This window comes from Salarchaeum sp. III (assembly GCF_036418315.1).
In the GTDB taxonomy this organism is placed as follows: domain Archaea; phylum Halobacteriota; class Halobacteria; order Halobacteriales; family Halobacteriaceae; genus Salarchaeum.
On the sequence record NZ_JAZHPG010000024.1, the window covers coordinates 20,805 to 35,660 of the forward strand.

At 65.4% G+C, this 14,856-nt stretch carries 15 protein-coding genes; 4 read left to right on the forward strand and 11 right to left on the reverse strand.

The genetic code is table 11. The features are described from left to right. Window positions 1–19 precede the first annotated feature (19 nt). Both U3A55_RS07360 and rqcH read right to left on the reverse strand, forming a co-directional pair. On the reverse strand, window positions 20–412 hold the full coding sequence (locus tag U3A55_RS07360; RefSeq protein WP_330990838.1) for a hypothetical protein: 393 nt from the start codon (window positions 410–412) through the stop codon (window positions 20–22). Further along, complete coding sequence (gene rqcH / locus U3A55_RS07365; protein WP_330990839.1) at window positions 413–2,545, reverse strand: ribosome rescue protein RqcH; 2,133 nt, start codon at window positions 2,543–2,545, stop codon at window positions 413–415. Window positions 2,546–2,700: 155 nt separating this feature from the next. On the opposite strand from rqcH, the gene U3A55_RS07370 reads away from it, so the two are divergent. Together U3A55_RS07370 and surE are read left to right on the forward strand one after the other, a co-directional pair. Next, on the forward strand, window positions 2,701–3,471 hold the full coding sequence (locus U3A55_RS07370) for a ZIP family metal transporter (RefSeq protein ID WP_442978289.1): 771 nt from the start codon (window positions 2,701–2,703) through the stop codon (window positions 3,469–3,471). A gap of 39 nt (window positions 3,472–3,510) precedes the next feature. Then, the gene (surE, locus tag U3A55_RS07375; protein ID WP_330990841.1) at window positions 3,511–4,296 is read left to right on the forward strand and encodes a 5'/3'-nucleotidase SurE; all 786 of its coding nucleotides are present in this window, start codon (window positions 3,511–3,513) and stop codon (window positions 4,294–4,296) included. Between the two features lie 54 nt (window positions 4,297–4,350). On the opposite strand, the gene U3A55_RS07380 is transcribed toward surE, so the two are convergent. The 8 genes from U3A55_RS07380 to U3A55_RS07415 all read right to left on the reverse strand — a co-directional run bounded on the left by U3A55_RS07380 (window position 4,351) and on the right by U3A55_RS07415 (window position 12,524). Further along, entirely contained in the window at window positions 4,351–4,785 is a 435-nt protein-coding gene (locus tag U3A55_RS07380; protein ID WP_330990842.1) for a hypothetical protein, read from the reverse strand. Window positions 4,786–4,804: 19 nt separating this feature from the next. Continuing rightward, window positions 4,805–5,770, reverse strand: coding sequence for a hypothetical protein (locus U3A55_RS07385; protein ID WP_330990843.1), 966 nt, complete (start codon window positions 5,768–5,770; stop codon window positions 4,805–4,807). A gap of 113 nt (window positions 5,771–5,883) precedes the next feature. Beyond that, a complete protein-coding gene (locus U3A55_RS07390) occupies window positions 5,884–6,447 on the reverse strand; it encodes a carboxymuconolactone decarboxylase family protein (protein ID WP_330990844.1) in 564 nt (187 codons plus the stop codon). Between the two features lie 426 nt (window positions 6,448–6,873). Next, window positions 6,874–8,520, reverse strand: coding sequence for a tRNA uridine(34) 5-carboxymethylaminomethyl modification radical SAM/GNAT enzyme Elp3 (locus U3A55_RS07395; RefSeq protein WP_330990845.1), 1,647 nt, complete (start codon window positions 8,518–8,520; stop codon window positions 6,874–6,876). Between the two features lie 38 nt (window positions 8,521–8,558). Next, window positions 8,559–10,634, reverse strand: coding sequence for an OB-fold nucleic acid binding domain-containing protein (locus U3A55_RS07400; RefSeq protein ID WP_330990846.1), 2,076 nt, complete (start codon window positions 10,632–10,634; stop codon window positions 8,559–8,561). Window positions 10,635–10,678: 44 nt separating this feature from the next. Next, the gene (locus U3A55_RS07405) at window positions 10,679–10,942 is read right to left on the reverse strand and encodes a hypothetical protein (protein ID WP_330990847.1); all 264 of its coding nucleotides are present in this window, start codon (window positions 10,940–10,942) and stop codon (window positions 10,679–10,681) included. Window positions 10,943–10,966: 24 nt separating this feature from the next. After that, complete coding sequence (locus U3A55_RS07410; protein WP_330990848.1) at window positions 10,967–11,554, reverse strand: thymidine kinase; 588 nt, start codon at window positions 11,552–11,554, stop codon at window positions 10,967–10,969. 58 nt (window positions 11,555–11,612) lie between these two features. Continuing rightward, window positions 11,613–12,524: an A/G-specific adenine glycosylase gene (locus tag U3A55_RS07415; RefSeq protein ID WP_330990849.1), complete on the reverse strand. Its 912-nt coding sequence runs from the start codon at window positions 12,522–12,524 to the stop codon at window positions 11,613–11,615. A gap of 115 nt (window positions 12,525–12,639) precedes the next feature. Here U3A55_RS07415 and U3A55_RS07420 point away from each other — a divergent pair, with 115 nt between their 5' ends. Further along, the gene (locus tag U3A55_RS07420) at window positions 12,640–12,963 is read left to right on the forward strand and encodes a hypothetical protein (protein ID WP_330990850.1); all 324 of its coding nucleotides are present in this window, start codon (window positions 12,640–12,642) and stop codon (window positions 12,961–12,963) included. A gap of 39 nt (window positions 12,964–13,002) precedes the next feature. After that, window positions 13,003–13,392, forward strand: coding sequence for a CBS domain-containing protein (locus U3A55_RS07425; protein ID WP_330990851.1), 390 nt, complete (start codon window positions 13,003–13,005; stop codon window positions 13,390–13,392). Between the two features lie 36 nt (window positions 13,393–13,428). On the opposite strand, the gene U3A55_RS07430 is transcribed toward U3A55_RS07425, so the two are convergent. Then, on the reverse strand, window positions 13,429–14,805 hold the full coding sequence (locus tag U3A55_RS07430) for a class-III pyridoxal-phosphate-dependent aminotransferase (RefSeq protein WP_330990852.1): 1,377 nt from the start codon (window positions 14,803–14,805) through the stop codon (window positions 13,429–13,431). Window positions 14,806–14,856 lie beyond the last annotated feature (51 nt).

Here is a 14,856-nt window from a genome sequence, read left to right on the forward strand (position 1 = left end):
TCTCGGGGTAAGTGTCCTGTTATATGAACAGGTCGACGCCGACGGCGACGACGAGGAGGTTGTTCGCCGCGACCAGCAGGCCGGCGGCGATGAGCAGCCCCACCCAGACCTCGTACGCGAGCGCGACCACGTCCCGGTAGGGGTCGCCGGTGCGCGTGGTGAGCGCGATGACCGCCCAGAACAGGCCGGCGAGGACGACGAGCGCGGCGAGGTTCAGCGCGACGAGCGTCCACACGCCCTGCGCGAGCGCCCACCGCATGTAGGGGTTCGCCTCCGCGCCGACGCCCGCGACCTCGGCGGCAGCCATCGTCGTCAGCAGGTCGACCGTGAGCAGGACGTAGAGCGCGACCGCCGCCCACGCCCAGTACTCGCGGCGACGCCGCGCCTCCGGCACCGGCGACACGGACACCATCTACTCGACGAGGCGACTCCCGCCCGGCGGCATGAACTTCTGAATCTCGTCCGGGCTCGCGACCTTCCGCACGAACGACGTGTCCGCGAACCGCTCGCGGAACTCCCGGTAGATGCGTTTGGCGGCGTCGCCCTGCGCGAACTCGCCGGGTTCGAGTTCCACCGTCGTCTCCGCGCGCGGTTCGATGGCGGACGGCGGCCCGCCGATGACGCGCGTCTCGCCCTCGCACTGGATGCCGACCACGCACCCGACCGCGATATCCTGGAAGTACGTGCGGTCGCCGCGAATCGCGAACCCGCCCTTCGAGAGGTACTCGCCGGATTCCGCGGTCTTCGACACCTGGTCCGGCATCACCATGTAGGCGTCGCCCGCGCCCCGGCCGTCCTTCCAGACAGAGGAGTACGTCACCGCGAACCGCGCCGCCTCCTCCAGGCTCTGCTCGGGCACGTCGAGGTCCTTCGACGGCTCGCTCGGCTCCGTCGTCTTCAATACCGTGACGGGGCCGCCGTGGGCCTGCGTGTGGAAGAAGCGGTCGTAGCCGTCCATGTACTTAGAGACGAGTTCCTCGTTCTGGTCGGCGTTCCGCCCGCCGAGCACGAGGAAGCCGTCGCTCGTGCGGAACCACCGGAAGCGGTCGTACCACGTCTCGGGCTTCCGGACGGGAATCGAACTCCGGGAGAGCCAATCGACCTCCTCCGGTTCCTCCGGTTCCTCGGGGGCCTCCCAGTTCTCCTTGCGCTCGCGAACGGCTTCGAGCTCCTCGCGCGTGTTCTCGATGGCCTCCAGCGCGCCCTCCTTCTTCTCCTGGATGCGCTTTGCCTCCGTGTAGAGGTCGTCCGCGTTCTTCTCAACGCCCGACTCGGGGTCGAGACTGATAGTGTGACCGTCCAGTCGCACGCGAACGCTTCCCTGCTGTTCGTTCACGCCCTGAACGTGCTCCGCGGCCTCGATGCCGCGCTCCTCACCCGCCGCGAACCGCTCCTCGATGTCGTCCCAGGAGTGCCCGGCCGCGCGCGCGTCCCGCACCGTCGAGAGGATGTCGTCCACGAGGTCGTAGTTCCCGTAGAGCAACTCGGCCTTCTCGCGCTCCCGCTCGGCCTCCCGCTCGAAGTCCTCGATTGCGGACTCCTGCTGGGCGATGATTCGCTCCTGCTTCTCTATTTCCGACTCGAAATCGGGCTTCGACGCGCCCGCGCCGCCCTCCTCTTCCTCGGTGCCGCCGAGGTTCGTGAAGTAGTCGTCGAGCGCCGCGTTAAAGGAGTCGAACGCCTCCGACTCCCGGCCCGCGTACTCCTCCAGCGGGACCGGCGTCACGTCCACGCGCGCATCGCTTCGCTCCGCACTCGCCCGTTCGGAGTCGCTTTGCGACTCCGGGCCCTCCTCCTCGTCGTAGTACACGCGGGGGTCGAGGTCGCCGGATTGTATCGGGTCGAACAGGCGCTCCATCGCGTCGTAGAGCGCGCGATACTCGTCCTCCCCGGCGTCCGCGATGTCCATGGTCTTCTCGACGCCCGCGCGAGTGCAGAGTTCCTCGCCGTAGAGCCCGCCGAAGTTGAGCTGGGTGGCGACGGTGCGCACGAGGTCGGTGTCGGAGTCCCGCATCTGCGCCGCGAACGCCTCGTAGTCGAGGTCCAAGGGGTTCACGCGCTGCGACGGGAAGCCGTACTGCGCGCCGGGCGCGACCGTCCGCGACGACAGCCGCACGGTTTCGAGGGAGTCCACGACCTCGTCGTTCTCGTCCAGAACGGCGACGTTCCCGTCCCCGAACAGCTCCGCGACGATTTTCGTGTCCGCGTCCTCCCGGCGGAACTCGAACTCCAGAATGCGGTCGAAGCCGTGCTGGCGAACGCCGTGGAAGTCAGCTCCCGAGAGGCGGTTTCGCAGCATCTTCGCGAAGTCCGGCGGCCGCCCCGGCGCGTCCGGAACGTGCTCGGGCGCCGAGACGTGCGCGCGCTTCGTGTCCCCCACCTCAACGAGGAGTTCGACGCGCCCGCGGTCGAAGTCCCGCATCTTCAGTCGGACGAGGTCGTCCCCGTAGAGGTAGGCCTTGTCGACTTTCGCCCCCGCGTACGTGTTGAGTTCCGCGGTGAGGGCGACGAGGTCGACGCTCGTCATCTCGCGTTTCTCGCTCATACCCAGTCTAGCGGGGGCGGCAGGAAAGACGTAACGACCCGGCGGCGTGAACGCTTAACTGACCGGGCGCCCACGACCCACTCGATGACTCACGACCGGAGGGCGAGATAGTGCTCGAAGACGCCTTCCTCGACATCGCCGGAACCGACCCGGTGATGCAGGCGCTCGTCGGCGGTCTCGTCATCGCCGGAATGAACCTCGTCGGCGCGTCGCTCGTCCTGGTGTGGCGCGACCCATCGGAGCGCTCGCTCGACGCCCTCCTCGGGTTCGCCGCGGGCGTGATGTTGTCCGCGAGCTTCACCAGCCTCATCCTCCCCGGCATCGAGGCCGCCGGCGGCGGGAGCACGGGCGCGCTCCAGGTCATCGCCGGCATCCTCCTCGGCGTGCTCGTGCTCGACCAGGCCGACCGCTGGGTCCCGCACGTCCACGTCCTCATCACCGGCCGCAAGCGCGCCGATCAGGCCACGCAGAACGCCCGGTACGCGTCCGTCGTCCTGTTCATCGTCGCCATCACCATCCACAACATGCCCGAGGGCCTCGCCGTCGGCGTCGGGTTCGGCTCCGGGAACATCGGGGAAGCGCTCGCGCTGATGCTCGCCATCGGCCTCCAGAACATCCCCGAAGGCCTCGCCGTCTCCGTCGCCGCCATCAACGCCGGGTTCGACCGCTCGACGTACGCCGCGCTCACCGGCATCCGCGCGGGCGTCGTCGAAATCCCCATCGCCGTGCTCGGCGCGTACGCCATCCAGCTCTCCACCGGCATCCTCCCGTACGCGATGGGGTTCGCCGCCGGCGGAATGCTGTTCGTCATCTCGGACGAAATCGTCCCCGAGACCCACGCGCGCGGCCACGAGCGAATCGCGACGCTCGGCACGATGCTTGGCGTCGTCCTCATGCTCTACCTCGACGTGGCGCTCGCGGCGTAACCGCAACCCCTTACCGGGGTCGCTCGCTACCCCCTCCCAATGACTGGCAGTCTCTCCGTCCTGCTCACGAACGACGACGGTATCGACGCCCCGGGCCTCGAAGCCGTCTACGACCGCCTCTCCGAGACGCACGACGTGACCGTCGTCGCGCCCGAGGAGAACCAGTCCGGCACCGGCCAGACCCGGAGCTGGGGCGAAGTCGAGTACGACGAACGCCACCACGGCTACGCCGTGAAGGGCACGCCCGCGGACTGCGTCGCCATCGGCGTCGCCGCACTCGACGTGGACCCGGACATCGTGGTGTCCGGCTGTAACGACGGCCCGAACATCGGCGCGCACATCCTCGCGCGCTCGGGCACCATCGGCGCCGCGATGGAAGCCTCGTTCCTCAACTACCCCGCCATCGCCGTCTCCATGTACGACTGGGAGTACACGCCCGGCGACCGCTACGAACCCACGTACCCGACGTTCGAGACCGCCGCCGACGCCGTCCACGACCTCCTCCCCGGGTTCGTCGAGGACGACTTCCTCCCGACCGCGGACTACCTCACCGTCAACGCCCCCGCCACGGGACAGACCGAGAACAACGTCTACCGCGTCACCCGCCCCACCCAGGAGTACGAACTCGAAGCCGAGTTCACCGAACAGGGCGTGAACGTCAACGACAAGTTCTGGAACGAACTGTTCGAGCGCGATGTCCCCGACCCCGAGGGCACGGACCGCCGCGCCGTCGTGGACGACGAAATCAGCGTCAGCCCCCTCACCGCCCCGCACGACGTCGCGCCCGGCGCGACCGCCGGCGGACTCGTAGACATCCAGAAGTAGTCCGCGAACGCGGCGTCCTGCACGAACAAAACCAGCTCAAACCTCCTGAACGTTCTATCGACCGTTCACCCACGCGGAACACTGCGTCGTCGCGAACAACCCCTCTGTCGTGAGGCGAAGCTGAACGTTCGCATCGATACAGCCGACGCGGAACTCATCGAAGTCCCGCGTAATCTCGAACGATGCGTCCGGTACACGGATGTCTTCGACTAGAGGCTGTCGCGGGATCGTCTGCGTCGAGTCAACCATCCCCGCGTCGAGTCGGTACTCGTGATCGAGAACCGTCGCACCAGACCGCACAATGAGACGAACGCGGAACGCCTGCGGTCGGTCAGTCTCGTTAATTACAACGACCTCCGCTGAGTCCTCGTCGGACGAATCGTCGCCCTCAAGGAACTGAACACACCCCGAGACAGCCGCTATGCCGCCAGCGCAAGCCGAACCCAAGAGAGATCGACGGGAAATCATGTCGGCCTCGTTTTGTGTCATAGTTGAGGGGATCCGGTGGCTATGGCTCTGTCACTACCAACTCGTATCCATCTGGATTCGTTCCAACGTCTTCTGTCTTTACGCTACTCGAACCAGTAATGGCCAACCCAATATTTGGACCATTCAGTCCTACTCCCGCATTAATCCCGAAGGAGAGTGAGCTGTCATTCCAGGTGTAAATATACTTACCCCATATTTTATCTCCGACTTGATGTCCCGCATCCGTTGTGAGTTCAACCATCCCATAGGACCAATCAGTCCACTCTGTCTGATCAACCCCATCGTTCGGGGAGTTATCTGTTATACCACTATCTAAGCAAGCCTGTTCGCTATCAATTCTAAATCCAATGCCGTCCCCACCACTTTCACTACCGTTGTCCCAGACTACATTCGAAGTGGTGTCAATATTATCACCTGGTCTGGAGGTAGGTAGTGACCAACTATCCGGATCCCATGCAAGTCCACAGCCATCTTGAGGACTCTCAGGTCCAAATGTCATCGTCGCACCTCGATGACCGATTGGTGCTCGATATCGATACCGGTATCGTGAGGAAAGGGAAACATAGTACCGATCTGAAACCACCGGGTCACTAACGATGGAAAGAGACGCCTCGAGATCTGGCTCATAGTCGCACGTATTAGGCTCAACACAGTATTCGGGCGGTGCTGATTGTAGTGTTACGGAGCTTTTTGAACTATTTGTTGAATTTTCCATTCTCTTTGATTGATACTGCCCAAATTTATTTCCAAAAACTGATGAGACTTTTTTTTTATAAGTGCTGACTACCCCATTATTTATAAGGAATTGTTTTTGGGCCTGCGGCCCGCTGGTTTTGAGTATTTTAAAGGACGTTTCTATTATACGCTCTAGATTTTCTGAAGCGTCTTTACTGCGTGCGCCGGATATAGTTGAAACCCCGGATAGGCCTATTCCAGAAGCTGTAGCTATAAGGAAATTCCTTCGTCCGACATTATTTATCTTCATACACAACACAATATAGATGGTATAGGAAGAAGATTTTGTTAGATATCCTATATTTATAAATTGGAATTATAAATATATACTATACTACTATAACCAGATGTTCTTTTACACTATTAATATACAGATAACGGCGTCTCCGCCGCCGGCAACACCTGGAACGCGTTCAGCACGCACGCGACCAGCCCGTAGTATCCCAGCAGTGCGGTGAGGTCGACGACGCCCTGCACGCCGAACGCGTTTTCTGCAGCCTGGTACGTTTCGTCCGACACCGCGTGGTCGCGCCAGAGTTCGCGGCCGTATCGAATCACCAGTCCCTCGGCCGCCGGGAGGGCGTCCACCGGCGTATCGTCCAGTACGGCGTCCAGCGCGGCCTCGGTCACGCCCGCTTCGCGCGCGAGCGGCGCGTGCACCGCCCACTCGAACGCCGCGTCGAACTCACGCCCGGAGACCACGATAGCCAACTCCCGCAATCCCTCGGGGAGAGCGCTCTCGAAGCGGAGATACGTCCCCAAATCCGCCACGCGGCCCGCCAACACCGGACTGTGGAGAAGCACGCCGAACGGTCCAATTATCTCGTCTCGGCTCGCCGTGATTCGGTCGTAGTACTCGCGCTGCGACTCCGGGAGTTCCTCGCGCGACTCGACGTACGGCACCCGCGGCTCACCACGAATATCCATACCGAGACCACGCACGCGACCGGGATAACTCTACAGGGGCGCTAAGTCTGACCGGCGAAGAATCGCTGATCCGGTACGAGACCGCCAGCCGCACTTGCAACATCGCCAGACCACTCTGACTGTCCAGTATCGAATACGGTCAGAGTAAAAAGATTATTCTCAGATGATTCATATACTAAAGTATGGCACTCATTGAGGTTATCCTTTTTTGGGGCCCTATCGTATTTGCACTGCTAGTCGCGTCGTCGTATCTTGGCACGAAACTCGCGCTACGGTCGTACTTCGACGATGAAAACCCCCCGTCGAGCCCTATCGCTATCGAAGACGAGAATACCGACCGATAGGAGTTCGACAAAGACGGCTTACCGACGGACCAGGACACCCACAGATTGTATAATTGAGGGGTTTGGATAGCGCTTCGAGACCTCAGAGGCTCTTACTCACGTACGGGCCGTCCTGTACGTACCCGAGTTTCTGCTTGTAGTACTGGCGCGCGCCGATGCCCGAGATGACGGAGAGTTTGTCGTAGCCGGCGTCGGCGGCCATGTCCTCGGCGCGTTCCATGAGGCGGCGGCCGTAGCCCCGGTGCTGGTGCTGGTCGTCCCGGCTCTCCTCGCCGATGCCCGTCTCGCCGCCGTAGACGTGGAGTTCGCGGAGCAACGCGGCGTTGTCGAGTTCTCGCCGCACCGGAGTGTTCGGGAAGCGCAGGCGGGCGAACCCGACGAGGAGGTCCTTCTCGAAGTCCTCGAAGCTGATGAAGTGCTCCGTGCCGCCGCCGGCCTCGTAGGTCAGCACGTCGAGTTCGATGTTCTCGGGGTCCTCGTCGTTCATCCCGACCTCGCGACAGCGAATGCAGTTACACGTCCAGCCGTGCTCGTCCAGCTTCTGCCAGGCGAGCTGGCGGAGGTTCGACTTCCAGACGCCCGCGTCGATGAAGTCCGCGGGGATGTCGCGCTGCACGCGCTGCAATCGGACGTACCGCGGGATGTCCTTCATGACGCGCGCGACCAGCTCGGCGGCCTGCTCGTTCCCGAGGGGGTCGAACTCGTCGCGGCGCCACTGGTCGTAGATGCGGGTGCCGCGCACGACGAGCGTCGGATAGATTTTGAGGTAGTCCGGCCGCCACTCGGGCTCCTCGAACAGCCGCCGGAAGTCCTCCAGAATCATCTCCTCCGTCATCCCGGGCTGCCCCGGCATCATGTGGAACCCGACCTTGAACGCCGCGTTCCGGAGCCGGCGGTTCGCGTCCATCGACGCCTGCATCCCGTGTCCGCGGTGCATCTCGCGGTTGATGCGCTCGTACGTCGTCTGCACCCCGACCTCGACCTTCGTCCCGCCCAAATCGAGCATCCGGTCTATCTGCTCGGGGTCACACCAGTCCGGCTTCGTCTCGAACGTCGTCCCGATGTTCCGGATGTTCCCGAACTCGTTCGCCGTCTTCACGTCCTCCAGGTACGAGAAGTCGTACTCCTCGGGGTCCTGCGCGAACGACACGCCCTCCGCGGGCGCGGGTTCCTGCCCGGGGTCGAAGTCGTTGAGCGCTTCGAGCGCGCGCTTCACGAACCACTCCTGGTAGTCGTGACTGCGCGCGGTCATCGTTCCACCCATGATGATGAGCTCCACCTTGTCGACGGGATGCCCGATTTCGCGGAGCTGGTGCAGGCGAAGCATCACCTGCCCGTAGGGGTCGTAGTCGTTCTGCTCGCCGCGGGCGGCCGCGGGCTCGTGTCCCGTGTACGACTGCGAGGAATCGAACTCGGACGCCGGGCCGCCGGGACAGTAGAGGCACTTCCCGTGCGGACACATGTGCGGACTGGTCATCACCGCGACCGGCGTCACGCCCGACGCAGTGCGCACGGGCTTTCGCTGCAGGAGGTCCTCCAGCTCCTCGCGGCGACTCTGGGGCGCGTAGTCGAGCAGTTCGGAGTGCGTCGGCACTTTCGGCGCGGAGTACTCGCCGCAGACGTCCATCTTCGCCTGCTCGATGTCCTCCTGCGCGACCTCGCCCGCGAGGAGTCGGTCGACGAGCTCGTCGCAAGCGGCCTCGAACGCGCTCTCCGACCCTGAACTCATTAGAAAACGAAAGCGGACACGCGAGGAAAAGGATGTCGTTAGTCGAGCTGCGCGGCGACGGCGTCCACGACGGCGTCGATGACGGCGTCGCGTTCGCCGCGGAGGAACTCGATGTGGCCGTCGTCAGCGCCGCGCGGCGTCACGCCCGCATCGGGGAGTTCCTCGGCGACCGCCTCGCCGACCGCACGGGTGTCGACGTGCTCGGTGCTGCGGAGGCGAATCTCGTCCTCGTTCGCGCCGACGAGCACGTCGACCTCGTCCTTCCGGTCGCGGAAGAGCGCGTCGAGCAGGAGGTCCTCGGGCGGGAAGTCGTACTTGTGGGTGAACGCGCCCACGTCGAGCACGTCGAACGTCACGCCGTCCTCACCGCGCGCGGAGAGGTGGCGGCGCGCGGTCTCCAGTTCCGTGTCGAGTTTCGAGCGGAACTGGCCGGCGACGTGCGCGGCGAGCGAGTCGTTCTCCTCCCAGAGGAGGTCCGCGATGAGTTCGCGCTTGTCCTCGTAGGACTGGTAGAACGCTTCGAGCGCGATGGCGTCACGGATGTCCGCGAGCTCACCGGCGTCGTAGCCGGCGTCGCGCGCGGCGTCCGCGTACACGTCCGGGGTGTCCTCCCAGAACGCGGCGGCGGGGAGGTGGGCGATGTCGTCGCGGGCGTCGGCGTTCACGAGCGCCGCGAGGTGCGCGCCGAGCACGCCCGTCCGGACCGCGTCACCGCCCTCCTGAGTCGGGCTGGCGAGCACGGTCGCGGCGTCCGCGGCCTCGCCGTCCGCGTACCCGCCGTCGATTGCGACGCTCCGCGCGTCGTACGCGTCGAGCAGGCCGAGGCCGTCGAGGGACTCCCGGGTGCTCCCGGTGCCGACGAGCACGAACAGCGGGTGTTTCTCGTCGTGGCGCTGCTCGGCTTCGAGCATCGAGGTCACGTCGTTCGTCGCGGCCTCCATGCCGTAGAAGTCGCCGTCGAGCGGCCGACGGTCGATGTAGTGGTACTCGGCGTTGCTGACCGCGTGCTCCTCCCGCACGAGCGGGAGGACGGCGCGCTCGATGGCGGCCCCGGCGACGTAGCCGTCCACGTCCGCCGTGTGCCGCACGATGACCGGGCGGCCCTCCGCGACGGCGCGACGAACCGCGGTCGCGGCGGTCACGAGGCCGTCCTGCACGACCCCGATATCGTCGTCCTCGACGAGAAGGCTCGTGTCGTCCGGCCGCGCGCGCTCGTCCAGCGCGTCGTTCAGCCGCGCGAGCACCGTCTCCCGAGCGTCCCCCGTGAGTTCGTCCAATTCCTCCGTCTCGACCTGGAGTTCCCCGTGGTGTCGCTCGACCTCGCCGACCAGCCGAACCACGTCACCCGTCTCGATTTCGGGGTACGCACGAACGCCTGCTTCCACGAACGCCGCGCACTCGATGACTCCCGTCTCGTCCGTCAGCTCGAACACTGTCGGACCGCTCGTCTGCCGAGTCGACGTGAGTTCGCCCTCCAGCGCGACGAGCTCGCCGACGAACTCCTCCAGCTCGCCAGCCGACACGTGCACCGGTTCGGCCGACTCCTCGCTCTCGGACTCGGCTTCCGCCGACTCCTCGACTGGTTCCGGCTCCGCTTCGGGCTCGGACGCTGCTTCCGCTTCGGGCTCCGGCTCGGGTTCGCTCTCGGAGTCGGGTTCCGGCTCTGACTCGGATTCCTGTTCGGTTTCGACCTGTTCGACCGCGCCGGCGGGCGCGGCGTCCTCGTCGTCGGGGAGTTCGGCGGTCGTCTCCGCGTCGGGGTCCTGGATGAGCTTCCCGCGGAAGTCGCGTTCGCTCTGCCGAATCGACCACGAGAGGTCGACGTTACCGTTCCCGTGGACCTCGTCCACCTGAACGTACACGGTCTGGCCGTCCTCCCAGTCGAGGGACTCGATGCGGCCGGGAATCTCGCTGCGGTGCAGGAGACCCGTGACGGACGGCGCGAGGTCGACGAACACGCCGAACTCGGCGAACCCGTCCACGGAACCGACGTAGTACCGGCCGGGGATGAGCTGGTTCGCGTCGTCGCCGCGGAACTCGAAGACGACGTCCTCTTCGTGGGTCTGACAGATACGACCGTCGACAGACGAGCCGCAGATAATACACGTACCCATTTAGTGAGTTGAAGTAATCCCTCCCCTAAACGATTGTCGAAAGCCTATTCCAGAACGCGACTCTCCGCTTCCAGTTCGGCGATGTCGTCCGCCAGCGCCCGCACCTGCTCGGGGAACAACGCCACCTGCACCTCGTTCCCCTCGTCGTCCTCGGCGACGACCTTCACGCGTTTGTCCCCGAACTCGCGCGCCTCGACCGCCGCGGTGTCGAACAGTTTCGCCGACCCCGACTTGTTCGACGGGCCGACGTTCTTCAGCGCGCCGTCCTTCAGTTCCACGATGAAGTCGTCCAGCTGGAGTGCGAGCATACCGAGTGCTCGCCGGGCGCGTCCTTAGTCCTCGCGGAGTTCGTGGCAGTTCCGACACCGCGCCTCGTAGGACTCCGCCGCGCCGACCATGATGGTCGGGTCGTCGGCGTGCGCGGGGTCGCCGTCGATGAGGCGCTGGTTCCGGGTCGCCGGCTCCCCACACACCGTACAGATGGCCTGGAGTTTCTCCACGTACTCCGCCGTCGCCATCAGCGCGGGGAGCGGGTGGAAGGGGTCGCCGCGGAACGTCTGGTCGGTTCCGGACACCACGACCCGGCGGCCGTCCGCCGCGAGGTCCTCGCAGATGTCGAGGAGTTCCGCGGGGAAGAAGTTCGCCTCGTCGATGGCGACGACCTGCTCCCCGTTCAGCATACCGGGAATCGAACGGACGCCCTCGGGGTCGTTCTCGACCACCGTGGCCGTCCACTCGTTGCCCGCGTGCGACCCGAGCGACTCCTCGCCGTACCGGTCGTCGATAGCCGGGGTGAACGCCGCGACCTCCTGACCCGCGATTTCGGCGCGCCGGAGCCGACGGAGGAGTTCTTCCGTCTTCCCCGAGAACATACAGCCGGTGATGACCTCCACCCACCCGCTGTTCGTGATGGCGTGCATGCGAGAAGCCGGGGTGGGCGAGGAGAAAAACGGTTCCGTTCTCCGCGTCCCGCGCCACTCACTCCCGGAGGCGGGCGACCGTCTCGCCGTCGCGTTCTTCGACCGCGACGAGACCGTCGTCTTCGAGGTCGGCGAGCAGGCCGCGCAGCCACTCCGCGCCGGTGTCACCGCCGTAGTCCACGCGGACCTTCGGCCCCAGCTGGGAGAGCGCGAGTGCGTCGTGCTCGGAGAGCGCGGCGATGACGCGTCCGCGTTTCTGTCGCCGGCTCCCCTCGAAACTCGGCTGGGTCGGCACGTCGGGCGCGGTGAAGTCCCCCGACTCGTAGGCGTCACACCACTCGCGCCACGGACACCCGGCTTCGTCGCAGGACGGGACTTTCTCACAGGCCACGCCGCCGAGTTCCATGACGGCGTTGTTCCAAACGCGAGACTCGTCCGCGGGCATCAGGAATCCCGCCACGTCCTCGAACGCCGCGTCGTCGTCCGGCACGGAGAACGCGCGGTAGAGGACGCGCTTGACGTTCGTGTCCACGACGGCGTTCCCGTTGTTGAACGCGAAAGAGGCGACCGCGTTCGCGGTGTACGGCCCGACCCCCATCAGCTCCTGGAGTTCCTCGGGCGACTCCGGGAACGCGCCGTCGTAGTCGTCGACGACCTGCTCGGCGGCCTCGTGGAGGTAGCGCGCGCGGTTGTTGTACCCGAGGGAGTGCCCGGTCCAGAACGCCACCACGTCCCCCCGGCTCGCGGCGGCGAGGTCGTGGACGGTCGGCCACTTCGCGAGGAACTCGTCGAAGGCCTCGCGGACGCGTTCGAGCTGGGTCTGCTGGCTCATCACCTCAGAGACGAGAATCTCGTAGGCGTCGTCGGTGTTCCGCCACGGGAAGTCGCGGTGGTCGTCCTCGTACCAGGTGACGAGAGCGTTCCGGACGGCGTCCGTGTCCTCGGGCAGGCAGTCCGCGGCCTCACTCATCACGCGAACCGTGGGCCGCGCCGGGTAACTCGGTTGTGGTTCAGGGCCGGCCGCGCGGGCGGACGGCCCGCGCGGAGGCGAAAGGCGTTTTCCGCGCCCGTGAGAACGTCGCGTCATGAGTCTGGACGACCTGCAGGACGCCGTCGAGGAAGAGAACGCGGAGCTCACCGACCACGCGGTCTCCCTCGACCGCGAGACCCGCACGGAGTTGGCGATGTTGAGCGCGGCGCTCGACGCCGAGGACGTGGACGATATCGTGCAGCGCGCCGTCCACCAGTTCTTCGACACGCTCGTGCAGTCGGGGAAACTCGACTTCCACCTCCGCAGCGAGTACGATGCGACCTACGACGAGTACCTCTCCGGGATGAGCTTCGAGGAGATGACGGGCGGTCGGGAGTTCCCGCAGACGGAGGAGGACGGCCGGCGCTACCAGTACTAAGCGAAAGCACCTTTGTGGGTGGTGGCACAACCGACAGGTATGGAAGACATTTTCGTCGGCCGTCTGATGTCCGCGCCGATTCAGACCGTCACCCCCGATACGCCCGTCGAGGAAGCCGCGTCCGTGATGCGGGACCACGACATCAGTTCCGTCGTCATCGTGAACGAGGAGGACGAACTCGTCGGCATCCTCACCGCCACCGACTTCGTCGCCATCACCGCCGACGGCACCATCACGCGCGACGACCCAGTCTCGAAGTACATGAGCACCGACCTCGTCACCGTCACCGCGGACGAACCCATCGTGGACGTCGCGGAAACCCTCATCGACCACGGCATCCACCACATCCCCGTCGTCGACGACACCGCCGGCGTCATCGGCATGATATCCACGACGGACATCACCGCCTACCTCTCCACCGCCGCGTAATCGCGCGACCGACCCACGTATCGAGCTTTTTCGGAGCTACACCGCGTCCTCTGAGTGTTCGAGGCTCGGACTCGCCTGTTTCACGCGCGGGCTTTCGAGCGCGTCGAAGAGGACGCTCGTGCCGAGTTCGATTTCGCGTTCGGTCACGTCGAGCGGCGGGAGGAGGCGGAGCGCCTTGTACCCGCAGCCGAGCGTGAGGAGGCCGCGCTCCAGCGCGGCTTTCACGAGGGCTTCGCGGCGGTCTTTGGTGTCGAGTTCGATGGCGAACATCAGGCCGCGGCCGCGCACGTCGACGACGTACTCGGAGTCGTAGTCCGAGACGAGTTCGGTGAGCTGGCGGCCGCGCTCGCGCGCGTTCTCGACGAGGTCGTGTTCCTCGATAGCGTCGAGAGTGGCGACGCCCTGCGCGGACGCGAGGATGTCGCCCGCGCCCCACGTCGAGGAGAGCCGTCCCTTCTCCTCCGGGAACAGGTCCTCGCTGGCGACGGTCGCCCCGACGCGGAGGCCTTTCGCGGACGTGATGACGTCGGGGTCGAACGGCAGGTGGTCGATACCCCACATCTCGCCCGTGCGGCCGAGGCCGGCCTGAATCTCGTCGGAGATGAGTTTGAACCCGTGTTCGGCCGTGAGGTCGGCGATGTCCCGGGCGAACTCGTCGCTGGGGACGCGGTAGCCGCCCTCGCCCTGCTGGGGTTCGATGATGAGGAAGGACACCTCCTCGGCGGGGATGTTGCCGCGGGTCGGGTGGAGGCGGTCGGCGAGAACGTTCCCGCCGGGGCCGTCGGTCTTCCAGCCACAGGTGCACTCGCCCTCGCACGAGCAGTAGGGGACGCTGACGACGCCCGGAATCTCGGGGTAGCCGCGGCGCTGCACGGACTTCGAGCGGTTGAGGCTGAGCGCCCCCAGGGTTCGGCCGTGGAACGCGCCCTCGGTCGTTATCGCGCGGTGTCCGCCGTCGGCGTAACAGATCTTGATAGCGTTCTCGACGGCTTCCGCGCCCGAGTTCGAGAGGAAGGCGGTGTCGAGGCCGTAGTGGCTCGTCGCCTCGGTGAGCCGGTCCAGTAGCTGGGTCGGCCCCGGAATCTCGGGGTCGTCGAGCGTGCCGCCGTTCGAGACGTAGAAGTCCTGGCCGGCGATTTTCAGGGGGTCGACGAGACCGAACCCCTCGAGTGCGTCCATGATTTTCGGGTTGTTGTACCCGAGCGGGGCGGACGCGACGTGGCTCGTGAAGTCGAGGAGGACGTTCCCGTCCACGTCGGTGCAGAAGGGGCCTTCGGCCCACTCGGTTGTGTCCCAGACGAAGTCGTAGACGTACGTGCTCGGGGCGGCGTGCTGGCCGTGGTGGTCAGCCCACTGCTTCGCGCGTTCGCCGGGCATCTCGGTGACACTCGGCTCTGCTGTCTCCCGGTTCATGTGGGGAGAAGGCACGCCCGCGAGATAAAAGGTGTCCGTTTCGCCCCCGGC